This window comes from Nocardia sp. NPDC050378, assembly GCF_040655675.1.
Lineage (GTDB): Bacteria > Actinomycetota > Actinomycetes > Mycobacteriales > Mycobacteriaceae > Nocardia > Nocardia coubleae.
On sequence record NZ_JBFAKI010000011.1, the window covers coordinates 113,711 to 135,739 of the forward strand.

21 protein-coding genes are annotated in these 22,029 nt (G+C 66.3%); 13 read left to right on the forward strand and 8 right to left on the reverse strand.

Going from position 1 to position 22,029, the window contains the following annotated elements; genetic code table 11:
* Positions 1–11: 11 nt before the first annotated feature.
* Positions 12–260: a hypothetical protein gene (locus AB0I35_RS23095; RefSeq protein ID WP_357398255.1), complete on the reverse strand. Its 249-nt coding sequence runs from the start codon at positions 258–260 to the stop codon at positions 12–14.
* 1,587 nt (positions 261–1,847) lie between these two features.
* Between AB0I35_RS23095 and AB0I35_RS23100 the strand changes: the two genes are divergently transcribed.
* Together AB0I35_RS23100 and AB0I35_RS23105 are read left to right on the forward strand one after the other, a co-directional pair.
* On the forward strand, positions 1,848–3,212 hold the full coding sequence (locus AB0I35_RS23100) for a hypothetical protein (protein WP_357398257.1): 1,365 nt from the start codon (positions 1,848–1,850) through the stop codon (positions 3,210–3,212).
* Positions 3,213–3,847: 635 nt separating this feature from the next.
* A complete protein-coding gene (locus tag AB0I35_RS23105; RefSeq protein WP_357398258.1) occupies positions 3,848–4,474 on the forward strand; it encodes a GNAT family N-acetyltransferase in 627 nt (208 codons plus the stop codon).
* Here the strand turns inward: AB0I35_RS23105 and AB0I35_RS23110 are convergent.
* Both AB0I35_RS23110 and AB0I35_RS23115 read right to left on the reverse strand, forming a co-directional pair.
* Positions 4,460–4,936: a hypothetical protein gene (locus AB0I35_RS23110; protein WP_357398260.1), complete on the reverse strand. Its 477-nt coding sequence runs from the start codon at positions 4,934–4,936 to the stop codon at positions 4,460–4,462. The genes AB0I35_RS23105 and AB0I35_RS23110 overlap by 15 nt on opposite strands.
* Complete coding sequence (locus tag AB0I35_RS23115) at positions 4,923–5,690, reverse strand: ATP-grasp domain-containing protein (protein ID WP_357398261.1); 768 nt, start codon at positions 5,688–5,690, stop codon at positions 4,923–4,925. Before AB0I35_RS23115 ends, AB0I35_RS23110 begins: the two co-directional genes overlap by 14 nt.
* A 118-nt stretch (positions 5,691–5,808) precedes the next feature.
* On the opposite strand from AB0I35_RS23115, the gene AB0I35_RS23120 reads away from it, so the two are divergent.
* Positions 5,809–7,035, forward strand: a complete 1,227-nt coding sequence (locus AB0I35_RS23120) for a VWA domain-containing protein (RefSeq protein WP_357398262.1) — start codon at positions 5,809–5,811, stop codon at positions 7,033–7,035.
* Between the two features lie 5 nt (positions 7,036–7,040).
* On the opposite strand, the gene AB0I35_RS23125 is transcribed toward AB0I35_RS23120, so the two are convergent.
* A complete protein-coding gene (locus tag AB0I35_RS23125) occupies positions 7,041–7,418 on the reverse strand; it encodes a MerR family transcriptional regulator (RefSeq protein ID WP_357398263.1) in 378 nt (125 codons plus the stop codon).
* 65 nt (positions 7,419–7,483) lie between these two features.
* Here AB0I35_RS23125 and AB0I35_RS23130 point away from each other — a divergent pair, with 65 nt between their 5' ends.
* Positions 7,484–8,584, forward strand: coding sequence for an alkene reductase (locus tag AB0I35_RS23130; RefSeq protein ID WP_357398265.1), 1,101 nt, complete (start codon positions 7,484–7,486; stop codon positions 8,582–8,584).
* 132 nt (positions 8,585–8,716) lie between these two features.
* Positions 8,717–9,205, forward strand: a complete 489-nt coding sequence (locus AB0I35_RS23135) for an FBP domain-containing protein (protein WP_357398266.1) — start codon at positions 8,717–8,719, stop codon at positions 9,203–9,205.
* Positions 9,206–9,368: 163 nt separating this feature from the next.
* On the opposite strand, the gene AB0I35_RS23140 is transcribed toward AB0I35_RS23135, so the two are convergent.
* Positions 9,369–9,659 (reverse strand): hypothetical protein, encoded by a 291-nt coding sequence (locus AB0I35_RS23140; RefSeq protein ID WP_357398267.1) that lies wholly within the window; start codon positions 9,657–9,659, stop codon positions 9,369–9,371.
* A 204-nt stretch (positions 9,660–9,863) separates the two neighbouring features.
* Between AB0I35_RS23140 and AB0I35_RS23145 the strand changes: the two genes are divergently transcribed.
* The gene (locus tag AB0I35_RS23145; RefSeq protein ID WP_067487178.1) at positions 9,864–10,157 is read left to right on the forward strand and encodes a hypothetical protein; all 294 of its coding nucleotides are present in this window, start codon (positions 9,864–9,866) and stop codon (positions 10,155–10,157) included.
* On the opposite strand, the gene AB0I35_RS23150 is transcribed toward AB0I35_RS23145, so the two are convergent.
* Complete coding sequence (locus tag AB0I35_RS23150; RefSeq protein ID WP_357398269.1) at positions 10,154–11,830, reverse strand: TerD family protein; 1,677 nt, start codon at positions 11,828–11,830, stop codon at positions 10,154–10,156. The two genes, AB0I35_RS23145 and AB0I35_RS23150, sit on opposite strands and share 4 nt — an antisense overlap.
* A gap of 237 nt (positions 11,831–12,067) precedes the next feature.
* Between AB0I35_RS23150 and AB0I35_RS23155 the strand changes: the two genes are divergently transcribed.
* Both AB0I35_RS23155 and AB0I35_RS23160 read left to right on the forward strand, forming a co-directional pair.
* Positions 12,068–12,853: a carbonic anhydrase family protein gene (locus AB0I35_RS23155; RefSeq protein WP_357398270.1), complete on the forward strand. Its 786-nt coding sequence runs from the start codon at positions 12,068–12,070 to the stop codon at positions 12,851–12,853.
* 54 nt (positions 12,854–12,907) lie between these two features.
* Positions 12,908–13,393, forward strand: a complete 486-nt coding sequence (locus tag AB0I35_RS23160; protein ID WP_357398271.1) for a hypothetical protein — start codon at positions 12,908–12,910, stop codon at positions 13,391–13,393.
* Here AB0I35_RS23160 and pabB read toward each other — a convergent pair.
* Entirely contained in the window at positions 13,390–15,441 is a 2,052-nt protein-coding gene (gene pabB, locus AB0I35_RS23165; RefSeq protein ID WP_357398272.1) for an aminodeoxychorismate synthase component I, read from the reverse strand. The genes AB0I35_RS23160 and pabB overlap by 4 nt on opposite strands.
* A gap of 39 nt (positions 15,442–15,480) precedes the next feature.
* Between pabB and AB0I35_RS23170 the strand changes: the two genes are divergently transcribed.
* The 3 genes from AB0I35_RS23170 (at position 15,481) to AB0I35_RS23180 (ending at position 18,351) form a co-directional block, all read left to right on the forward strand.
* On the forward strand, positions 15,481–16,521 hold the full coding sequence (locus AB0I35_RS23170) for a phosphotransferase family protein (protein WP_357398273.1): 1,041 nt from the start codon (positions 15,481–15,483) through the stop codon (positions 16,519–16,521).
* Between the two features lie 71 nt (positions 16,522–16,592).
* On the forward strand, positions 16,593–17,117 hold the full coding sequence (locus AB0I35_RS23175) for a DinB family protein (protein ID WP_357398275.1): 525 nt from the start codon (positions 16,593–16,595) through the stop codon (positions 17,115–17,117).
* 103 nt (positions 17,118–17,220) lie between these two features.
* Positions 17,221–18,351 carry an NDMA-dependent alcohol dehydrogenase gene (locus AB0I35_RS23180; protein WP_357398276.1) on the forward strand — a complete coding sequence of 377 codons (1,131 nt, stop codon included), beginning with the start codon at positions 17,221–17,223 and terminating at the stop codon, positions 18,349–18,351.
* Here AB0I35_RS23180 and aztA read toward each other — a convergent pair.
* The gene (gene aztA / locus AB0I35_RS23185; protein WP_357398278.1) at positions 18,330–19,028 is read right to left on the reverse strand and encodes a zinc ABC transporter ATP-binding protein AztA; all 699 of its coding nucleotides are present in this window, start codon (positions 19,026–19,028) and stop codon (positions 18,330–18,332) included. The genes AB0I35_RS23180 and aztA overlap by 22 nt on opposite strands.
* Positions 19,029–19,076: 48 nt before the next feature.
* On the opposite strand from aztA, the gene aztB reads away from it, so the two are divergent.
* Both aztB and aztC read left to right on the forward strand, forming a co-directional pair.
* A complete protein-coding gene (gene aztB / locus AB0I35_RS23190; protein WP_357398279.1) occupies positions 19,077–21,044 on the forward strand; it encodes a zinc ABC transporter permease AztB in 1,968 nt (655 codons plus the stop codon).
* Positions 21,041–22,009, forward strand: coding sequence for a zinc ABC transporter substrate-binding protein AztC (gene aztC, locus AB0I35_RS23195; RefSeq protein WP_357398281.1), 969 nt, complete (start codon positions 21,041–21,043; stop codon positions 22,007–22,009). The genes aztB and aztC overlap by 4 nt, the downstream gene beginning before the upstream one ends.
* Positions 22,010–22,029: the final 20 nt, after the last annotated feature.

Below are 22,029 nucleotides of genomic sequence, written 5' to 3' on the forward strand. Positions count from 1 at the left end.
GCGAGAATCGCCTAATCGACCCTCTGCACGTCGCTGAACCCGCTGGTGATATGCCGGGTGCCTGCTGGAGGGTACATCTGCAGCGATAGCAGAGGTTCGGCGAGCGCAATCCTAAGCGCACCGTCGACGGACATCTCCGTGGGAAACTCATCGAGCTCGTTCAATTGATCCCGGATAAAGAGTTGGACCGAGTCGGTCAGCGCTTGTTCATCGTGAACTTCGAACTCCGCGACGATTGTCACCCGATACCGCTTTGCCATGGCAGCCTCCGTTAGGGGATCTGTGTGAAGTCAAGAGTGTCATACCGGCAGCTACATGTGCTGGGACATGGCCTTGACGAGGGAGGAAAACTGCACAAAGCAAAGAAGAGAGAGGAAGAAGTGAGTGAGACAAGAGGAAGAGAAGACCGCAAAGAAGAGGCCGGGTTGGGAGCGTGGCTGGGTCGGGGAGCCCCGTTGCATTCACGACGTAGCCGGATGGGCAGTTGCGTCGGGGTGAGCGTCTGCGTCGTAGAACGCGCGGAGCGGTATCAGGCCGATAGGGCTCCGCGGCGCGGGTCGCTGTACGGCTATGCACGAGAGCCGAACCGGCGGATCGCCGTCGACCGCGCCCGGAATGATGACCGCAACGAGGAGTCGGCTCAGCGGTGCCTTCGCCGACGAGAACGTGTTCGGCAAGCCGCGCTAAGTCGAAGTACGAGCGGTGCCTGGGTTTGACCACCGCGCATACTTCCCGTAAGTCGTGCGCCCCCTACTTGGTCAGCCCAACTCCTAAAACGCTGGCATCGCTCGCAAATCTTCGTGGTAGTCCCGTTTGAGTCCGATTTGCTTCCACCACGAGTCAACGAATTCCACAGCGGTCATATGGGCCCACTCTGCGCACCCGGAGGCCAAACACGCTGGCGGATACCATGGCTGTACTGGGCCGGTGAAGAGTTTGCTTTCAGCGAAGAGTCCTTTAAGGTTCTTCTCCTGTGCATGCTCGTCGTCTTCCATCTGCCATTCGGGCTTGAAATGGACTAGCGCATTGCGGAGGCTGATTAGCTTGTTTGCCCACTGGTACGTTTTTGCCCCGTGGCGAGCGGAGGCTTGCGGGCAGACACGAGAGCTACCTGGTACTTCTCCAATGTCCCAGCACGTTCCAGGCGGGCTGGCGGCCTCCACAGTTCGCGGATCAACGCTGCGGAATCCTCGCTGATACCAATGCATCGCGTACTGAGCTTTCCGGGTTCTGATTCAGCGATGTCCTGCAGGACCTCATTCACGGAAGCTTCCATGAAGGCGACTGACAACAGCACTGCGATTGTCACGGCGGCCTCTAGTTCCACGCTTGCCCTATGGGAATTAGCGAGGCGGTGCTCGATACTGCTGCTCTCCTTTGCGGCCCGTCGCGCGGACCATAGGTGCTGGGTCGCCCTGTAACCCCGGACACCAACTTTTACTGACAGGCCGGATGTTGTCGCAGTTGCCGGCGGAGCTGCGATCGTCTGATCATCGTGCTTTCCCATCCAAGAAGTGTGTCACTACCGCGGCGAATTCGCCGTTGTCTGCAGAAAACGGCCTGAGCACTAACAGTCACGCGTGGGAGAGGCGTTGGCACGTGCCAGCCAGTGCGGTCGGACCCGTGGCCTCATCGCTTCTCGCCGCGCAGACCAGACGCCGACCGACTGAGCAACCAGCAGCGCATCAGCTCCACGCCGCGGTCGACCTAATGCTCACAGGAGGCGGTTGTGCTGCAGCCGAGGTATGTGAGCATTGGATAGGGCGCTGATTCCGTGGCCAGTGTGCGCGGCGCGGGGCAGCGTTACTACGGCTTACAAGCAGGGACGGCACAGGAGGGATGGCGCAGTGGGTGACAAGTGGCGACTGTATCTGGGAGATCGCCAGATCTTGTGGGGGAAGAATGAGTTCCCGTCCCGACTGATGGCTGTTTTTCGAGAGCATGACAAGGTCGTGCATGGGGAATGGGCTCAGGCAGTCGACAAACTGAATCAAACCACTCTGGATGAAGAGGACTGGCCTGAGCATCTCGATGAGATCGCCGACCGGGCGAGTCGCACCGGGGCAACTCTATTCGGATATCGCACAACCGTTCAGATCGCGCTTACCCGACTACGGCTTATGGGATTCGACGCGTATTCGAGTACGCGATCGATGGCGGAGATCCGTCGTTCGCAGCTTCGGCGCGATGGCGAGGACGAGAATGTCCTATACGCCCGTCCGGCAAGAGGTGTTCAGGGGGTTCCCCATCAGATGACTCCTGAGGAAGTAGTCGAGACGGGCCTCAATTCGTACGTCAACGCATGCTCGCACCACGGGCTGGATCTCAGAATTCTCGAAGACATTGAATGGTCCTGTGTGGATGACCTCGAATTCTATTTCGAGGATGACTCGGAGGATCCACGTTTTCTGCTCAGCGCACTCCTGTATGGGCAAGATCCTAATGGCTCACTAACGATGGATTTGTCGGACTTACTCGCCGCTGGTTACTGTCGCAGCGCCGATGCTCTTTCTGATCAAGCGGTTCAGGATCTCAGTTTCGCCACAGCGAATACAGGACCAATCATCGTAATCACCGAGGGTAAATTCGACTCGCGTGTCCTACCTCGAGCAATGCAACTTGTTCGTCCCGATGTAGCCGGGTACTTCCGATTCTGGGATATCGAGAACTCCAAGGCTGCGGGTGGAACCGATCAGGTTGTCAGGAACCTGCGGAGCTTCGCGGCTGCCGGTGTCATGAATCGAGTGATCGGCCTCCTCGACAATGACACTGCGGGTCGACAAGCCGAGAAGCAACTCGCCAGCGGCCCTCTCCCTGACCACTACTTCATTTGCAGGCTGCCCGAGCTAGATTTCGCACGTGAGTATCCAACTCTCGGCCCTTCCGGTGTAGCTCAAGATGATGTCAACGGGCGTGCATGTTCGGTGGAGTTCTATTTTGGTGAACGATGCTTGAAGGGGCAAGACGGCTACCTCATTCCCGTTCGGTGGAAGAGCTATATCGAAGGCATGTCGGAATATCAAGGCGAGATTTCCGAAAAGTCGGTTGTGCAAGGAAGAATAGAGCAGATGCTTAGAGATGTAGAATCCGGTGAGAAGCGACTCGACGAGGAGTGGAACGCAATGCGTACGCTAGTGCAAACCCTAGTTGATATCGCCAACCCGGATCCGGACTTTCCCGAACCGCTGGAGCCGGACGGGGTTGCCGGATAGGCGCCGTCAACTCGCCTGATCGTTCGGGCACGAAGAGGGTGTCAGGGTTGCCGTAAAGGTGTGGTCTCCGGGCGAGTGGACGCGAGTAGTCGATGCCTCGTTCGGGGAGTACCGCCGAACGAGTGTGCCGCGCACACCCCGGAGCGCTATTCCACCCCTGCAACTGAGACCTGCCGGGCCTCGGCGGTAGTCGGAGCGACCTAGAGGTTCGCCAAAGCTCGAAGCGACCACCAATGGATTTCGCGAAAACGGTCAGCTGTCAGCAGCTTCTTCGCAGGTCAGCACAGCATCGAAAGTGTTTGATCTCATAATCCGCTGGTTGTGGGTTCGAGCCCCACCCGCCCCACATTCAGCAGCCCTTCACCAGCGGTTATGTCGCCTGGAACACCTATTGCGCCGACCTGTGTCGGTTGGGATCTGCACGGTCGGGCCTCATCGAATATCGTTCGCGCATGTCTTCCCGGTGGCGAGTCGCGTATGTCAGAGCGGCCGTTCAGCAAGCGTCCTGGCATTCCGTCGCTCTCGGGCTGGTGAGTTGTATCGTCACAGTCGGGGCGCCTGCGGTGTTCGTCGGGATCGTGTTGACGATCGAATCCGGTGCCTCCGCAAAGGGATTCGTTATCACCCTATGGGTGGTGCTCGTGGGGGTCGTCCTGCTTGTCGCGGGCGGGCTATGGGCGTGGCGACTCAGCGGGCTCGTCGACAAGGAAGTCAGCGGCCGCTACCACGGGCTGCGGGAGGTCGAGTCCGACCGGCTGCTGGTGCGCCGACCGATAGCGCAGGACGCGGTTGCGCTCGCCGCCACGATCGATGCGGAGATGCTCGCCGGGAACGGGTGGACCGAACGCGAGGCTCGGACAATGGTGAAGGCTGTCCGGTCGGGGTACCCGGTTCCCGGGCTGCTCGTCTTCGAGGCGCGGTCGGACGGGGCCCTCGTCGGTGGCGCAACGGTGCATCCGGGTGCCACAGACCCGTCATCGCGAACCCTCGGCTGGTGGATCGGACCACAGCACCGGCGCGCGGGGTACGCGAGCGAAGCGGTGGCCGCGCTGGTCGAGGCGATCCACGACGCCGGTTTCGCAACCGTCGAGATCGGTACCTCCGAGTCGAATCTCGCCGTGCGGCGAATCTGCGACAAGATCGGCGCGACGGAAAAGGACCGGCGAGCACAACGGTTGCCGAACGGATCGCTCATCCCGTCGATCTGGTACGAGCACCGAAAGGTGGCAACGGACGAGCCGTCTGTGTCACCCGCCGGATGACACATCCTCGCTCGTAAGGGGATCGACGCCGTCGAGAGCGCGCGTCAGACGTTGCGCCGCCTCGCCGGGATCGTGCACCGCCAACGCCTGGTTGACGATCAGCCAGTCCGCGATGTCGGCACCCGAGACGTACTTGCGGAAGCAGTTGTAGATGGCGTAGTAAGCGAACTCGACCGGATCAGGGAAGGTCAGGTCGTCGTCTTGCAGCGCGGCAATGGGCTCGAGATAGCGGCTGCCGACATTCGCGAGGTCCACGCCGGCCCGAGCCGCCTCGAGGGCATCGATCGGAAGCTCGATGTCCACGTGGTGGCGCATCCCGACCACCGAGTCGCGATAGCGAAGCGCGGCTGGCTTTCCCCGGACATAATCGGTCCACGTCGTGAGGACATCGGCACACAGCGACAGATGAACCTGTCGCCGGTGAGCGGCCCCTAGCCGTAGGAAGCGTTCATTCGGGGTCATGATTCACCGTCGCCAGCAGCTCTCGCCACCGCGCCATCACCAGTTCGGTGTAGTGATCCGCCGTGATCCGGTAGGCGCCGAGGGCGTAGCCGTCGTTGACTTCGACAAGTGCGGTGTCCCCGTTCGTGAGCACGCCGAAGTCGACGGCGTAGGCGCTGGGTGCGGTGCCGCTGCGGTGGTAGATGTCGACGGCCGCATGCACGACATTCATATCGAGCTCAGCGGAATCATCGCCTGCATAGTGGTCTGTCGCGACGACCTGGCCGCCGATGACATACACCCGGAATTCGCTGACCCAGGCGACGACCTCCGAGCACCGGACACGCTGATACCTGCTCGCTCCACCCCACGCGCCGAAGTCGTGTTCCGAATAGCAGACCGTGCCCGTGAAGCTCTTGCGGCGGTCCGCAGGCTTGACGAAAACTGGTGCCGCGGAAGAGCTTTCCATCATGCGTTCGACCTGACCCAATGTCGAAGTCCAGACCTTGCGACCGAGGAAACGCCCCAGCACCTCGGGATAGTCGTCGGGCAGCGGGATCGGGACGCCCAGCTGGCGCATCGCGCCGTGCATCGCGGGCATGTCACCGGCAACGAAGGTCTCGGGGCCGAGCGGCAGTTGTCTGCGGTGGATGCGTTTGATGCTGTAGTGGCGGATCGGGATTCCGAGTTTCCCCAGGCCTTCGGTGAGAAGTTGTTCTTCGTGGCGCATAGGCCCGGAACCGGCGTATTGCAGGTATGCGACGGTGAAATCCACCCTGCGCCTCCCGAGCTCGAGGTCGAGTACTCATCCTACGTGCGCTCGCTGACCTCGTCCGTGGTTGACGGGTTTGGCCTAGGGTGTGGGGCATCGGGTGCGAGATGAGGGGCGTGCGATGGTTGCTGTGCTGGTGAAGGGGCAGAACCTGGGGCTGGCGGCGGGGGAGGTGGTGCTGTCGGTGCGTGGCGGTGTGGCGGCGGATCTGTCGGCTCTGCTGGTCACCGAGATGGGCAAGGTTCGGACGGATGCCGACTTCGTGTTCTTCAATCAACCCCAGGCCCGAGGGGTCCGTTTGGACGGTGCGGCGCTGCACGTCACGCCGGCCGAGGTGCCGGGTGAGATCGCGCAGATCCGGGCGGTGATCACCGCCGACGGGCAGACCTTCGGGAGCGGACCGGCGCCGGTCGCGGTCGTGGCCGATGCCGCGGGAAATACCGTGTGCGAGTACCTGATCGAGGGCTTGGATCGAGAGACCGTGGTGATCGCGCTCGAACTGTATCGCCGGGGTGAGCAGTGGAAGGTGCGCGCGGTCGGGCAGGGGTATGCCGGCGGGTTCGCCGATCTGGTCACCGATCACGGGGTGAGTGTCGACGACGAACCGGAACCCGTCGCGGTGCCGAGGACGGTGCCCGGCGAGCACGCGCTGTCGTTCGAGAAGCGGCAGAAGCTGGATATGCGTAAGCAGGAAGTCGCCAAGATCCTCATCGACAAGAGCGCGTTCGGAACGCGGGCGCGGGTCGTGCTGGTGATCGACAAGACCGGCAGCATGCAGAAGATGTATCGCGCCGGAACCGTGCACCGGGTGGTGGAGCGCATGATCCCGGTCGCCACCCAGCTCGACGACGACGGCACCCTCGAGGCCTACCTCTACGCCCTGTCCTACGCGAAACTCCCGGACATCACCGTGGCCGACGCCGAGCGCTGGACGCAGACCTATCTGCACCTGAACGGCACGCACGAAGGGATCGACTACGGCAGCCTCGGCGGGCGCAACGACGAACTGCCGATCATGCGTGCGGTGATCGACACCCTGCACGGCAGTACCCGGCCCACGCTCGTCCTGTTCTTCACCGACGGCGGCTTCGCCAAGAAGCGCGAGATCGCCGCGCTCATGCGCGAGGCCGCCCACCTGCCCGCGTTCTGGCAGTTCATCGGACTCGGTCCCGCCAACTTCGGTGTGCTGCGCACCCTGGACGAACTCGACGGCCGGGTGGTCGACAACGCGGGCTTCTTCGCCGTCCCCGACATCGACCAACTCGACGACGCCGAGCTCTACCGACGCCTGCTCAGCGAGTTCCCCGACTGGCTGCTCGCCGCCCGAGCGGCCGGAATAGTCCGGTAGCGGGGCTATTCCGCGGCGACGGGAATGTCTTCCGAGGCTCGCGCGATGACGTCGTCGAGGACGTCCCTGGAGCGGATCAGGTCGGCGATCGTGCGGTCGATCCGGGCTCGTTCGGTGCGGAGTTCATCGATCAGTTCGGGCGTGGCGTTCTCGTTGGCCCGGCCGTCGGCGTCGCGGATGCAGCACAGGATCTGGCCGATCTTCTTGCTGGACAGTCCGGCCGCGTACAGCTCCTGGATGTGGATCACCCGGTCCACGGCGAGATCGGGGTAGTCACGGTGGCCGCCCGGAGTACGGGCAGAGGCAAGCAAACCCTGCTCCTCGTAGTAGCGAAGTGACCGTTCGCTGACGCCGGTCCGCGCCGCGAGCTCCCCGATTCGCATGCGCCACCTGGCCTTTCACACATCGACTTGAATCTCACACCAATGTCAAGTTTTACCGTACCCGCATGACGAAGAATGCAGTACCCAGCCTTTTCGATGCGGCCGTTGTCGGTGCTCTCCAACTCCCCAACCGGCTCGTGATGGCACCGATGACGCGCAACCGGGCGGCCGAGGACGGCAGCCCGACCGAACTGATGGCGACCTACTACGCCCAGCGCGCCGACGCCGGTCTGATCATCGCCGAGGCGGCCAGTCCCAACCAGGAGGGCATCACGTTCGCGGGCATCCCTGGCATCTACACCGATGCCCACATCGCCGGCTGGCGCGGGATCACCGAGGCGATCCACGCGGCGGGCGGGCGGACCTTCTTGCAGGTGCAGCACGGCGGTCGCGTCGGGCATCCGGACAACAGCGGTGCCGTCCCGGTCGCCCCTTCACCCGTACGGCTGTCGACGCCGATCCGCACCGCGGCAGGCTCGCAGGACGCGGTGATGCCGCGGGAGCTGAGCATCGACGACATCCACGGCACCGTCGAGGATTTCGCACAGGCGGCCCGCAACGCGATCGCGGCCGGGTTCGACGGCGTGGAGGTGCACAGCGCCAACGGCATGCTGCTGCACCAGTTCCTGTCCGACAACACCAACCAGCGCACCGACGAATACGGCGGCACCGTCGACAACCGCATCCGGTTCACCGTGGAGGTGGTCGAGGCCGTGGCCGCGGCGATCGGACCGGAGCGAGTCGGGGTGCGCGTCGCACCCGGCGTCGGCGCCAACGACATCGTCGAATCCGACACCGAGGAGCTGTACTCAGCGCTGGTCGCCGCACTCGGCGGTCGCGGCCTGGCCTACTTGCACGTGGTGTTCGCCGACCCGGGGACCCCGGTGTTCGCGCGGATCCGGGCGGGCTGGGACGGCGTGCTGATCGCCAATCCGGTGCTCGGCTGGGGTTCGCCGTTGCCCGTCGACGGTGGCAGGTCCGCAGCCGAGGAACTGCTCGCCGCGGGCGCCGACCTGATCTCGCTCGGCCGGTCGTTCCTGGCCAATCCCGACCTGGTCGCCAGGCTGCGTGACGGCGCGCCGATCAACCAGTTCCGTGAGGCCTACTTCTACGGTGGCGATGCGATCGGCTACACCGACTACCCGATCCTCGAATCCGTGGCGTGACCGGCCGGATGTCCCGGCGGTGAATCGCCGCCGGGACATGGAGGCCGTGTGACCTGGAGAAACTCGGTTGTCAGCGTCTCGGCAACTCGTTAGCGTGGCTACGTTTTGTGTTCGACTACCGAGAGGAATGCGATGGAACCCATCACCGAACGCGAGATCAGAGCGTCGTTCGTGAACTGTTCGAAAGGCGACGCCAAACGTCTCAATGTTCCCCGTGACCTGGCCGAACGTCCGTGGGAAGATCTCGACTTCCTCGGCTGGACCGACCCCTCCTACGCGGGGCGCTGCTACATCGCCGTGCCGCGTGAGGGCAAGCTGGTGAGCATCGCGCTGCGCCACGAGACGGGTGGTTCGGGCAAGACGCAGATGTGCGCGCTGTGCCTCACCAGCCACACCGGCGGCGGGGTGTCGCTGATGACGGCGAACAAGGCCGGGGAATCGGGGCGGCGCGGAAACACGATCGGCAGCTACATGTGCACCGATCTCGCCTGCTCGCTGTACGCCCGCAACAAGAAGAAGCCCTCGATGGGCAGCCGATACTGCGAGGATCTGACCGTGGAGCAGAAGGCCGAGCGCGTGGTGGACAACCTCTACGCGTTCGTCGACAAGCTCTACACCTAGCGAACCCGCCCGGCTGACAGAAAGGAGGTTGCTGCCATGTGCCGACACAGTAGAACCCAGCTGAAGCGACCCGGGTCCTGTTGAACCACAACAGAACCCGGGTCGGGAGTCCTTGCCGGTCGAGGCGGCCCGGTTCATCCGGACCGGCCCGAGCGGACAGGAATCAGATCATGGCGTTCATGATGGTGCCGCCGCTGGTGGCGACCACGCCGCCGATCATCGCGCCCGCGACCATCCGCGGCGACTGCATGGCGCCGCCGGTCCACTTCTCCCAGGCGAACTTGCCACCCGCGTAGGTGATGGCGATGATGCCCGACAGCAGCACGAACCACGTGAAGTAACGCACCATCTGCAAGAGCTTCTCCGACAGCGGCGGCGCCTCGGGTGTCGGATTGCCGATCTGGGCCAAGGTATCGGTGAAGGCCAAGGTATCGGTGACAGCGGCCAGAATCATGTTTGCTCACTCGGTAACTCGGGGGAACGGCGATGAACTGCTGTGGCCGATGGTATCCCGTCCGGCGCGGCGTCGCAGCCACCCCCTCGACAGAACCGATCGGTTTTGTTGGTGCGCTGGGGGTTCGCGGCCGTATCCTGGAACTCGTCCGAATACGGCAGCGCTGGAACGTAGTTCGCTATACGCGGAAAAGGGGAGCAGGCTATGAGCATCATCCTGACGTCGATGGCCGACACCGTCACGACGTTTGCGCAGGTCGGCAACCCTACGCCGGAGGCACCGCCGCTCTCGGACAAGATCATGCAGATGGTCCAGTACCTCACCTGGTTCATGATCCTGTCGGGCATTCTGGCCATCACCGTAGCGGGCGGAAAGTTCGCCTGGGAGAAGTGGAACGGCAGCTCCATGGAATCGCCCAAGATGATCGCGGGCGCGATGATCGGCGGTGTGGTCGCCACCAGCGGTGGCACCATCATGAACGCGGTTCTCGGCAGCTAGATCCGCGCGCCCTTGGCCCGGTTGCAGGCCCGGCACAGGATCTGCAGGTTCGACGCGCTCGTCGCGCCGCCCCGGCTGAGCGGGATGATGTGGTCGAACTCCAGGTAGTGCCGGTCGCCGCACTCCACGCAGGCTCCACCGTCGCGCTGCCACACCAGGGCCTTCACATCCTGGGGAATGCTGCGGCTGTCGCGCTGGCCTGGCGTGAGGACCAGGCGTTTGGCCACGCGCAGCGCGCCTTCGAGCGCCGCCGCCACATAGTCCGGGTCGGCCACACCGAAGGTCGCGCCGCCGCGCGCGGAGGTCGCGGCCACCACGACGGTGCCGTGTTCTGGATGCACCGAAACCACCCGGGACCAGGGCAGTTCGACACCGGTACCGTCACCGACGAAGCGCAGCTTCTTGGAACTGCCGATCAATCTGCCCTCGGAGTGGCGTGGACCGCGCGCGAGCATCCGGATGTGCACGGCGGGCAGGTCGAGGTGGACGCGTTCGTCCGGGTCCAGGTGCAGGCCGCGGGTGTCGACGGCAGGCAGCTCGCCTGCTCGCAGCCGTGACAGGGTGCGGCCCCGGTGCATTCGCCTGCGCAGATCGTCGACGATGGGGCCGCCCAGGTCGAGCTCACCGACGACGTGCTCGAACGCGTCCAGTTCCTCGGCGAACACCTCACCGTCGGCGAACGCGAACGCGACCATCCGCTCCACCTGGGTGAGGCCGTCCTCGCGCAGAAACGCTCTGCCCTGTTCCTCGTCGATGCGCTGGAACCGCAGTGACGCCCACACCTGTGTCCACTCCGGAGATCGGGTGCCGGGGCCGGTGAGGACCCGCACGGCTCGGTTGCGCCAGTGGGTGAGGAACTCCTCGATCTCGGCCGCACACGCCTTGCACGGAGCATGACCGCCGAACAGCTTGCGGCGCAGGGTGTTACCGCAGCGTGCGCAGTGGCCCCGGGCCGGCGGGAGATGGGGGCGAACGCTCGATGTCCATTCGTCGCCGTCCCACCAGCGCAGGCGGTCGGGCGCGTCCGGGTCGGGATGCCAGTCGGCCAGGTCGGGGTCTGCCGGTGGTGGCGGCGGGGTATCGATGACGCGGCGGGTCAGGGCGGGCGCGCCGGACAGTTCGGCACAGGTCCGGCCGGTGCGTGGTTCGTCGGCTCGGCCCACGGCGGCCGGTTCGTCGACCGTGACACCGAATTCGACGGCCAGCCCCCGCAGCCCGCCTGCCCAGCCCTGGCCGATCGCGCGGAAACGCCAGCCACCGTCGCGCCGGTAGAACTCGCCGAACATCATCGCCCGCACGTCCTCGATGCTGTCGACGGCGAAGCGGGCGACCGGACCGTCGGCGGCGTGCACGGTGAGAGTGAGGTCGTCGAGGCGGTCGAAGGTGGTGTCGTCCACCGAGGCCGTGACGACGATGCGGGCGATGTCGGCCTCGGTGCGGGGCAGGGAGATGCTCAGCCGAGCCGTCCCCGGTTCGGGTTCCTGGTCGAGGGTGACCGCCTGCGAGGCGTGGCGAGGGGCGTTGAAGAAGACGAAATCGCGGTCGGTGCGGACCAGCCCGGATTCGGTGACCAGGAGAGCGTGGGCGTCGACAGCCTGTGCCCCCCGCCATGAAACAACCACGGCGAGAAGCGATGTCGGTACCGGCGAATTCGCGCCCTTGCGTAGTTCCATGGTCCTCGCATGATGCCACGGAGGTCCGACACGGTTCGACCGAGCGCCGCCCCGGCCATCTCGGTAGGTGTGAGCCATCTCGCAGGGGCGGGCCTGGTTTTCGCCGTCCTCGCAGGTTTAGCGTTGGGGTCCGCTCGATATCGAAACCCGTTGTGATATAGGGATATTCGGTGCAAAGCGGACATTTTGGGCCGCCGCGTTCGGTGCCGACGGCCGAGGTGACGAGGAGCTGTCGGTATGTCGAATGGTCACTTACTCACCCGACGGGGAGCGCTGGCCGCGCTCGCTCTGCTCGCGGTGGCGGGATGCGGTGGGTCGGGGCAGGCGGCGCACAGCGACGTGCACTGGGATTACGACGCGGAAGGGCCCGACCACTGGGCCGATTTGGACAGCCGGTTCGTGACCTGCCGCAGTGGGCACGCGCAGTCGCCGATCGATCTGCCCGCCCATACCGAACTGCATCCCGACGAGCACATCGACATCGAGTACCGGCCGATGTCCTCGGTGGAGGTGGTGAACAACGGGCACACGATCCAGGCGAACGTGGCGCCCGGCTCGGGTAACCGCATCGTCGTCGACGGGAGCGCGTTCGAGTTGACCCAGTTCCATTTCCATCTGCCGAGCGAGCACACCGTCGACGGGGCGGAAGCGGCGATGGAGCTGCACTTCGTGCACGCGGACCGAGCAGGCAGGCTCGCGGTACTCGCCGTGCTGTTGCGCGCGCAGCCGGACTCGGCGCCGCTGGGGGCGGTACTCGCGGCGGCACCGGATCGAGTGGGTGCCACCAGGACGGTGACGAGCATCGATCCGCGCGCGTATCTGCCGACCGGGTTCGCCCAGTTCCGATACGAGGGATCACTCACCACGCCGCCCTGTACCGAAGGAGTGCGCTGGATCGTGCTGCGCGAACCCGCGCCGGTCGCGATCGCCGACGTGGAGCACTATCGCGGGCTGTTCCCGCACACCAACCGCCCGGTGCAACCGCGATTCGGCCGACCGGTCGTGCTGGCCGGACAGAACTGACGGACACGGCGGCTCCTCCCTGCGCACGAGGCCGCCGTGGGGCACAGTGGAGGCATGACGAACCCGAAGAAGCGGGGGCGCACGCCGCAACCACCACCGGTGCCACCGCAGGCGCGCAGGGTGCCGGGCGCCGATCTGCTGTCGGCGGCACAGGCGGCGGTCGGCGCGGCACAGTCGGCCGCGGGGCAGGCCATCGACGCGGCGCAGCAGACGGCGGGTTACGCCTTCGACGCGGCGGTACGGCTGCCACCGGCCTCGGCGCAACTCGCCGCGCAGCTGCCGGATCTGGTGGAGAACCTGTCGATCGCGGTCGACCGGCTCAACAGCACCATCGACCGCCTCGACCGCACGCTCGCCCTCGCCGACCCGGTGTTCGCCACCTACGACCGGTTGCTGCCCCGCCTCGAGGCGATGATCTCGCTGGGTGAGGACCTGTTCGGTGCCCTGGCGAAACTGCCGGGCGTGGGCTTGATCGGCCGGTTCACCGGGCGCGGCGGCGAGGAACCACCACCGGAGTCGGAGAAGCGCCGACGTCGTTAGCGGGCGCGGAAGGTCGCCGCGGCCTTGAGGACCATCTCGGCGTACTCGTCCTCGGCGTCGGAATCGAGCACGATCGCCCCGCCGGCGCCGATGGTCCACTCGTCGTCGTGGCGCACGGCCGTGCGGATGACGATATTGAGGTCGGCGGTTCCGCCGAGCCCGAGGAAGCCGATGGTGCCCGAATAGATCCCGCGCGCCCGGGTTTCCAGCTCGTCGAGGATTTCCATGGTGCGCAGTTTCGGCGCCCCGGTCATCGACCCACCCGGGAAACAGGCGCGCACGCAGTCGACCACACCCGCCCCCGGACGCAGGGTGCCGCGGACTGTCGACACCAATTGGTGCAGGGTGGAATAGGTTTCGGTGACCATGAGCGCGGGCACGTGCACCGAACCGACCTCGCACACGCGCCCGAGATCGTTGCGCAACAGGTCGACGATCATCAGGTTCTCGGCGCGCGTCTTCGGGTCGGCGGCCAGCGCGTCACGCAATCGCGCGTCCTCGGCGGGTGTCCGGCCACGCGGTGCGGTGCCCTTGATCGGCTTGCTCTGCACCACCCGGTCCCGGTCGACCTTGAGGAACCGCTCCGGCGACGAGCAGGCCACCTCGAGACCGTCGAACCGCAGGTAGGCGGCGTAAGGCGCGGGATTGCAGCGGCGCAGGCGGCGGTAGAAGGCCAGGCCGTCGTCCTGGCCCGCCGCGACCACCACCGCGTCGGTCAGACAGATCTCGTAGGACTCACCCGCGTGTAGCCGCTCCTGGCACACCGCGATATCGGCCAGATAGCGGTCGCGGCCGCGCACGAGATGCGCCTGGACCGCGTCGGGATCGGCGCGCACACGCAGGTCGACGGGGTTCTTCCAGGTCGGCAGGTCGGCGAGGGCGGACTCGGTGGTACCGAGCCAATCCGCACTCGCCGCTTCGCTACCCGGATCGGTGAGAGCGAGCAGATGGGTGCGGCCCGCTACGTGGTCGACCACGACCAATCGGTCGGCGAAAATCCACTGCGCGTCCGGGGTGGGGGAGCGGTGCACGGCCCCCGCCCCGCAATCGGCCTTCACCTCGTAGCCGAGATAACCGACATAACCGCCCGCGAAATCGAAAGGCAACAACGGTGTTTCGCAGTGCCTGGCACGCAGTTCGCGGTCCAGGTAGTCGAGTACGGTGCCCGCGACGGTTCGGGCACCCGCGCCATCCGTCACCGTGACGGCGCCGTCGCCGACCCGGTATCCGACGATCTCGGCGTGCGGTCCCGCCGCGTCGCCGAGGAAGGAGAACCGGTCCAGACCCGGTTCGACGTGTTCGCTGTCGAGCCAGAACGCGGTCGTCGAGTTGCCGTAGCAACGCAGGAAGATCGCCTCGGTATCGATCGCCCGTTCGATCACCTTGTGCCGCACCACGAACCGTTTCGTCGGCGGATCCGACGGTGCCTCGGGCCCACGCACGACCACCGGCGCGGCCACCGGGGTCCGAGCCTTGGTGAGATCGGCGAAATTGCGCAACAGCGCCGCCCCGAACTCGCTCGACACCGACTCCGGATGGAACTGCACACCCCACTGCGGCCGCTCGCGGTGCCGCACACCCATCACCACACCGTCGCCCGTCGTCGCCGTCACCTCGAGCACGTCGGGCAGCGGTCGCAGCGCGGCCAGCGAGTGGTAGCGCACCACCGTGAAGTCTTGCGGCAACCCGGCGAACAGGTCCCGGTCGTCGTGGGCGACCCGATCGAGGTAACCGTGGCGCGCCTCGGGTGCGCGACCGACCTGCCCACCCGCCCCGATCACGATGCCCTGATGCCCGAGGCATACCCCGAGCAACGGCAGCTCGGCCTGCTCGAGCACCGCCGTCGAAATCCCCATGTCCCTGGCCCGATCGGGACGGCCCGGACCCGGCGAGATCACCACATTGTCGAATCGGTCGAGGGCCAGTTCGCCCACGCTGTCCACCTCGTCGTTGCGCACGACGACGGGCTCGCTCCCGTTGACCTCACTGATGAGCTGGTAGAGGTTGTAGGTGAACGAGTCGTAGTTATCGATCAACAGCGTGCGCATCGTGGCCAAAACCCTACGCCGGGCGCGGTTCGGGGCAGAATGTGCGCCATGGCTGTTTCGCAACCGGATCTCGTGGCGCTCGGACATTGGATGGACGAGCAGGGCTTACCCGGCGACACGATCGGGGAGGTCAGCCCGATCGGCGGCGGCACCCAGAACATCATGATCCGCTTCACCCGGGGCGGCCGCGAATATGTGCTGCGCCGTGGACCCGAACACCTGCGGGCCAAGAGCAACGAGGTGATCGCCCGCGAATCCCGCCTGCTCACGGCGCTGGACGGCTCCGAGATCCGCGCCCCACGGGTGATCGCCGCCTGCACCGACCCCTCGGTGCTCGGCGCGGTCTTCTACCTGATGGAACCCATCCGCGGCTTCAATCCGCAGACCGAACTACCCGAGCTGCATGCGAACGACCCGGAGATCCGCAGGCGGATGGGGCTGTCGGCGATCGAGGCCATCGCGCGCCTCGGCACGGTCGACTACCTGGCGCTCGGCCTGGCCGACTACGGTCGCCCCGAGGGCTTTCTCGAACGTCAGGTGCCGCGCTGGCTGCGCGAACTCGACACCTACACCGCCAACGAGGGCTACCCGGGCCCGCAGATCCCCGACGTGGAGCGGATCGGTGACTGGCTCGACCGCAACCGTCCCGCCGACCCGGCGCCGGGCATCATGCACGGCGACTGCCACCTCGCCAACATGATGTTCGACTACGACGGCCCCGAGGTGGCGGCCATGGTCGACTGGGAGATGTCGACCATCGGCGACCCGCTGCTCGACCTCGGCTGGCAACTGGCGACCCGCCCCGAACCCGGCACCGTCGGCGCCGGGCTGATGGGCACCCTCGGTACTGTCGGCGGCCTGCCGACGCCCGAGGAGATGATCCGGCACTACGCCGAATTCTCCGACCGCGACCTGCGCGCCGTCACCTGGTACGAGGTGCTGGCCTGCTTCAAGCTCGGCATCGTGCTCGAAGGCACCCACGCCAGGGCCTTCGCGGGCAAGGCGCCCAAGCAGGTGGGCGACTTCCTGCACGCGGTGACCCTCGAACTGTTCGAGAAGGCGCGCAAGCTGATCGACTGATGCCCGGATCTCGACGTTCATTGGCAGAATATCAATGGACGTCAAGATTGCGACGCCATAGCCTTGGCGACATGATCGTGCCTGATACCAAGGATTGGACCTGGGTCCTCGAAAAGCCCTGCGCGGAATGCGGATACGACGCGGCGTCGATCGCGTTCGAGCAGGTGCCCGACCGGGCGCGCGCCGCTGCCGCTCACATCGCCTCGGCCCTGGATCGCGACGACGTGCGCGATCGGCCCGACGCGCAGACCTGGTCGGTCCTCGAATACGCCGCCCACGTGCGCGATGTCTGCCGGATCTTCGACACCCGGCTCGCGCTGATGCTCGACGGTGACGGCGCGACGGCGCCGCGATTCGCGAACTGGGATCAGGACGCCACCGCCGTCGCCGACCGCTACAACGAGCAGGACCCGGCGGTGGTCGGCCAAGTGTTGTCCGCCGCTGCCGAGCAGGTGGCCGCGGCGTTCGCCGCCGTGCCCTCGGATCGGCTCGACTGGCGCGGTGCCCGCAGCGACGGATCGCTGTTCACCGTGGCCTCGCTGGGCCGATACTTCCTGCACGACCTCGAGCACCACGTCCACGACGTGCGCGGATAGAGAAATCTTCACCAGATTTCTAGAACGTGTTCCAGAATCGGCCGAAAGTTCGTAGGGTGGGAGCAGTCACAACGAGGCACTGCTTGGCGAGAGGTCGATCGTAATGAAGACGAAGGGCGCGATCCTGTGGGGCGTCGACCAGGAATGGTCGGTCGAGGAGATCGAGGTCGGCGACCCCGTGTCGGGGGAGGTGCAGATCCGCATGGAAACGGCGGGCATGTGCCACTCCGATCACCACATCGTCACCGGTGCCACCCCGATGCCCGGCTACCCGGTGATGGGTGGGCACGAGGGCGCGGGTGTGATCACCAAGCTCGGGCCGAACTGCCCGAGCGATCTGGCCGTGGGCGACCACGTCATCCTTTCGTTCATCCCGGCCTGCGGACGCTGTCCGTCGTGTGTGTCCGGGAATATGGCGCTGTGTGACCTGGGTGCGGGATTGCTGATGGGACAGGCGATTTCGGATGGCACGTACCGCATCCAGGCGCGCGGCGAGAACGTCATCCCGATGTGCCTGCTCGGCACCTTCGCCCCGTACATGACGGTGCACCACACCTCGGTGGTCAAGATCGATCCGACCATCCCGTTCGAGGTGGCCTGCCTGGTCGGCTGCGGCGTGCCGACCGGCTTCGGGTCGTCCACGCACGTGGCGCAGGTGCAGCCGGGTGAGACGGTGGTGATCGCGGGCATCGGCGGTGTCGGCATGAGCGCGCTGCAGGGCGCGGTGCTCAGTGGTGCGTCGAAAGTCGTCGCCATCGACCCGAATCCGTGGAAGCGCGAACAGGCGCAGAAGTTCGGCGCCACCCACACCTACGAGAGCATGGCCGCCGCGATCATGCCGCTGATGGAGGCCACCGAGGGCCGGATGGCCGAGAAGGTCATCCTCACCATGGGTGAGATGCACGGCGACTACGTCGAAGAGGGTCTGATCCTCACCGGCAAGGCGGGCACGCTCGTCGTCACCTCCATGGGCCGCATGGACGCGGGCGAGGTGAAGATGAACAGCTTCCTGCTCTCGATGCTGCAGAAGACGGTGAAGGGCTGCATCTTCGGCGGCGGCAACGCCCGCCAGGACGCGCCGCGGCTGCTGTCGCTGTACAAGGCCGGCCAGCTCAATCTCGACGACATGGTCACCCGTAGCTACTCCCTCGAGGAGATCAACCAGGGCTACCGGGACATGCTGGACGGCAAGAACATTCGCGGCATCATCCGCTACACCGAAGCCGACTGGTAGCCGACCGCTCCCAGTACCTCGCCGGGTGAACCCTCGGCGAGGATTCTGCCGTCGCGCAACTGCAGGCAATGATCGGCGCGTGCCGCCTCGGCCGGGTCGTGGGTTGCCTGCACCACGGTGACCCCGCCGGCCGCGATCTCGGTGAGCGCACCCGAGATCTCGGCGCGCGCGGCGTCGTCCAGTCCGGTCGCCGGCTCGTCGAGCAGGACCAGATCGGACTCTTGCGCCAACGCCTGGGCCAGGAGTGTGCGCTGGCGCTGACCGCCCGAGAGCGTGTCCAGGCGCCGCGTCGCCAGGGCTGTGAGGTCCATCCGTTCCAGGCAGGCCTGCGCGATCTCGCGGTCGGCCTTCGTGAGCCGCCGCCACAATCCCCGATGCGCCCAGCGTCCCATCGCCACCGCCTCGCGCACCGTCATCGGTAGCGCCGCGGGAATCGCGGTGTGCTGCACCACGAAGGCGGGTCGCCGGGTCGTCTCGCGGTGCACCGTGCCCGACCGGACGGGCACCGTGCCCGCCAGGACGCCGAGCAGCGTCGATTTCCCCGAACCGTTGGGTCCGACGATCGCGGTGACCTGTCCGCGCGGGATCGACGCCCTCACCTGTGACAGCACGGGCATGCGGCCGTAGCCGGCGGTGACGTCCTCGATGCGGATCGCCGGGTCTGCTGTGTGTTGCATCTCACCTCGTTTGAAACGATAATCGTTTTCAGTATATCGTCCGTTGCCATGGAGTGGCTGATCGCCCCGTTCGAGGTGGCATTCGTGCAGCGGGCGCTGTGGGGCGGGCTGCTGGTGTCCTGCGTGTGCGCCCTCGCCGGAACGTGGGTGGTGGTGCGCGGCATGGCTTTTCTCGGTGACGCGATGGCGCACGGCATGCTGCCCGGTGTCGCGGTGGCGGCGCTGCTCGGCGGCAATCTGATCGTGGGCGCCGCGATCAGTTGCACCGCGATGGCTTTCGGTGTCTCGGTGCTCTCGCGGAGCAAGCGGTTCGCGGCCGATACCGCGATCGGGCTGCTGTTCGTCGGGATGCTCGCGGCCGGTGTCATCATCGTGTCGCGGTCGCAGTCCTTCGCCGTCGACCTCACCGGATTCCTGTTCGGTGACGTGCTCGCGGTGCGCACTGTCGACCTGTGGTACCTCGTTGCCGCCGTTGGCCTCGCGCTGGTTGTCGCCGTGCTCGGACATCGGGCTTTCGTCGCGCTCACCTTCGATCCGCGCAAGGCGCACACGCTCGGGTTGCACCCGAAGGCGGCGCACATCGCGCTCGTCGGTCTGGTGACCCTGGCCATCGTCGCCTCCTTCCACGTGGTCGGCACGCTGCTGGTGTTCGGGCTGCTCATCGCCCCGCCCGCCGCCGCCGTGTACTGGTCGGACCGGATTCCGGTGGTGATGGTGCTGGCCGCGCTGATCGGTGGGTTCTCCACCGCTGCCGGGCTCGTCGTCTCGTGGCACGCGGGTACCGCGGCCGGGGCGACGATCGCCGCCGTCGCGGTCGGATCGTTCTTCGTGTCGGCGGTGGTCTCGGCGCTGCGGGAGCGGTTCGGGAAGGTCGGCGTCGCCGCGTTGGCCGCGGTGTCGGTGGCCGGGTGTGCCGCGACCGAACCGGTGATCGTCGAGGAGCCGCCGCACGGGTATGTCGCCGGGGCAGAGGAGATGAGCGAGGCGCAGACCCGGCTGGTCGTGAGCGATCCGGCCACCGGCGACATCCGGGTGATCGATCTGCTGACCGAACAGGTCACCACGCTCGCCGGACGCGAAAATGCGCCGGCGTCCTCGGCCCTGGTCGGCGACGGGCGGTTCGGATTCCTGAGTGCCGGTGGGTCGGTGCGTGTAATCGACAGCGGGGGATGGACCGTCGACCACGCCGATCACCGCCACTACTACAGCGCCCCGGTGCGTGAAGTCGGCGGCATCGCGGCGGCGGGTGGAGTTGTCGCCGCATACGGTGATCCGGCGGTGTCGGCGGTGGTGCTCGATTCCGGTGCCACGCTGGCGTTCGATCGGGTGGCGCTCGGTGACGGGCAGGTCCGTGAGCCGCATCGGATCGACGGCATCGCGTTGCCGTACGGCGAGAAGCTGGTCGTCGCCGACGGCGCGGGCCGAGTGGATGTGCGCGGGCGTGACGGTGCGGCTGGTGAGCCACTGGCCGGCTCGTGCCCGCAGCCACGTGGTCAGGCTGTCACCCGGCGTGGAGTCGTATTCGGTTGTGCCGACGGGGCTATGGTCGTCGCCCAGCGTGACGGTGCGTTCGTCGCCGAGAAGGTCGCCTATCCGGCGCCTGGCGCCGATCGGGCGACGGCGTTCACCCACCGGCCCGGCAGCACGACGTTGACCGCGCTCGCCGGACGCACCGGTGTGTGGACCCTCGACGTCCGCAAGAAGACCTGGAAGCACATCCCGATCGCCGACGCGGTCGCGGTGAACACGGCTGGTGAGGGGTCGGCGGTGCTCGTCCTCACCCGGGACGGTGTGCTGCACGGGCTCGACCTCGAAACCGGTGCGGAGACCGCACGGGTCGCACTGACCGGACCGGTCGAGGGTGAACGGGTGATCCAGGTCGACCCGAACCGTGCCTACATCAACGACCTCAATGGCCGAGCCGTTCTCGAGGTCGCCTACAACGACAACCTCCGAATCGCGCGCACGTTCCCCACGGATATCGCGCCCGGACTGATGGTGGAGACGGGTCTGTGAGTAACGAAGCACGGGTTGTCCACCGCACCAGAGGATTTCGGGGCGCTCCTCGCGTCGCGGGTCTGGCCCTCGTCGTGATCGCGCTGCTCGCGTCGATCACCGCGTGCGGCACCGGCGGCGACCGCGGCGGAATCATGGTGACCACCAACATCCTCGGTGACCTGACCAAGGCCGTCGTCGGCGACACCGCCGAGGTGACGGTGCTGATGCAAGCGGGGACCGACCCCCATTCGTTCGGCATCTCCGCACGTCAGGCCGCCGATATCGAACGATCGGCGCTGGTCGTGCACAACGGCCTCGGCCTCGAGGAAGGCGTGGCCAGGCATGTGCAGGCGGCCGCCTCGGCAGGTGTGCCGACGCTGGCGGTGGCCGAGCGGACCGACCCGATCACCTACACCTCCGACGAATCCGCCGGTCAGCCCGATCCGCATTTCTGGACCGACCCGGCGCGGGTGCGCAAAGCCGTCGAGGCGATCAGCGCCGAAGTCATCGAGCGGGTCGAGGGCATCGACGCCGAGACCGTGCGCGCCAACACCGCCCGCTATGTGGGCGAACTCGACCAGCTGGACCGCTGGATGACCGACCGGTTCGCGGCGATTCCGCCTGAACGCAGGCAGCTGGTCACCGACCACCACGTCTTCGGTTATCTCGCACAGCGATTCGGGTTCACCGTGATCGGCGCCGTGATCCCCAGCGGCACCACCCTCGCGTCCCCGAGCGCCTCTGACCTCGACGACCTCGCCACCGCCATCCGCACCGCCGGAGTGCATACGATCTTCGCCGATTCGGCCGCGCCCGACCGTCTTTCGCGTGTCCTGGCCGAGCATGCGGGCCTGCAGGTGCAGGTAGCCGCTCTGCACACCGAATCGCTCACCGAACCCGGCGGCGGCGCCGCGACCTATCTCGAGATGGCGCGCGCCAACACCGAGGCCATCGCCCGCGGCTTGTCCGGGCCGACAACGTAATTCAACAAGAGATGGAGCAC

Bases quoted from the DNA above. Each gene is read 5' to 3' on its own strand.
- aztA (WP_357398278.1), bottom strand. From the start codon at position 19,028: ATGCAACACACAGCAGACCCGGCGATCCGCATCGAGGACGTCACCGCC.
- AB0I35_RS23175 (WP_357398275.1), top strand. From the start codon at position 16,593: ATGATCGTGCCTGATACCAAGGATTGGACCTGGGTCCTCGAAAAGCCC.
- AB0I35_RS23110 (WP_357398260.1), bottom strand. From the start codon at position 4,936: ATGACCCCGAATGAACGCTTCCTACGGCTAGGGGCCGCTCACCGGCGA.
- AB0I35_RS23120 (WP_357398262.1), top strand. From the start codon at position 5,809: ATGGTTGCTGTGCTGGTGAAGGGGCAGAACCTGGGGCTGGCGGCGGGG.
- AB0I35_RS23140 (WP_357398267.1), bottom strand. From the start codon at position 9,659: ATGATTCTGGCCGCTGTCACCGATACCTTGGCCTTCACCGATACCTTG.
- AB0I35_RS23145 (WP_067487178.1), top strand. From the start codon at position 9,864: ATGAGCATCATCCTGACGTCGATGGCCGACACCGTCACGACGTTTGCG.
- AB0I35_RS23130 (WP_357398265.1), top strand. From the start codon at position 7,484: ATGACGAAGAATGCAGTACCCAGCCTTTTCGATGCGGCCGTTGTCGGT.
- aztB (WP_357398279.1), top strand. From the start codon at position 19,077: ATGGAGTGGCTGATCGCCCCGTTCGAGGTGGCATTCGTGCAGCGGGCG.
- AB0I35_RS23170 (WP_357398273.1), top strand. From the start codon at position 15,481: ATGTGCGCCATGGCTGTTTCGCAACCGGATCTCGTGGCGCTCGGACAT.
- AB0I35_RS23180 (WP_357398276.1), top strand. From the start codon at position 17,221: ATGAAGACGAAGGGCGCGATCCTGTGGGGCGTCGACCAGGAATGGTCG.
- AB0I35_RS23125 (WP_357398263.1), bottom strand. From the start codon at position 7,418: ATGCGAATCGGGGAGCTCGCGGCGCGGACCGGCGTCAGCGAACGGTCA.
- AB0I35_RS23150 (WP_357398269.1), bottom strand. From the start codon at position 11,830: ATGGAACTACGCAAGGGCGCGAATTCGCCGGTACCGACATCGCTTCTC.
- AB0I35_RS23155 (WP_357398270.1), top strand. From the start codon at position 12,068: ATGTCGAATGGTCACTTACTCACCCGACGGGGAGCGCTGGCCGCGCTC.
- AB0I35_RS23095 (WP_357398255.1), bottom strand. From the start codon at position 260: ATGGCAAAGCGGTATCGGGTGACAATCGTCGCGGAGTTCGAAGTTCAC.
- pabB (WP_357398272.1), bottom strand. From the start codon at position 15,441: ATGCGCACGCTGTTGATCGATAACTACGACTCGTTCACCTACAACCTC.
- AB0I35_RS23160 (WP_357398271.1), top strand. From the start codon at position 12,908: ATGACGAACCCGAAGAAGCGGGGGCGCACGCCGCAACCACCACCGGTG.
- AB0I35_RS23135 (WP_357398266.1), top strand. From the start codon at position 8,717: ATGGAACCCATCACCGAACGCGAGATCAGAGCGTCGTTCGTGAACTGT.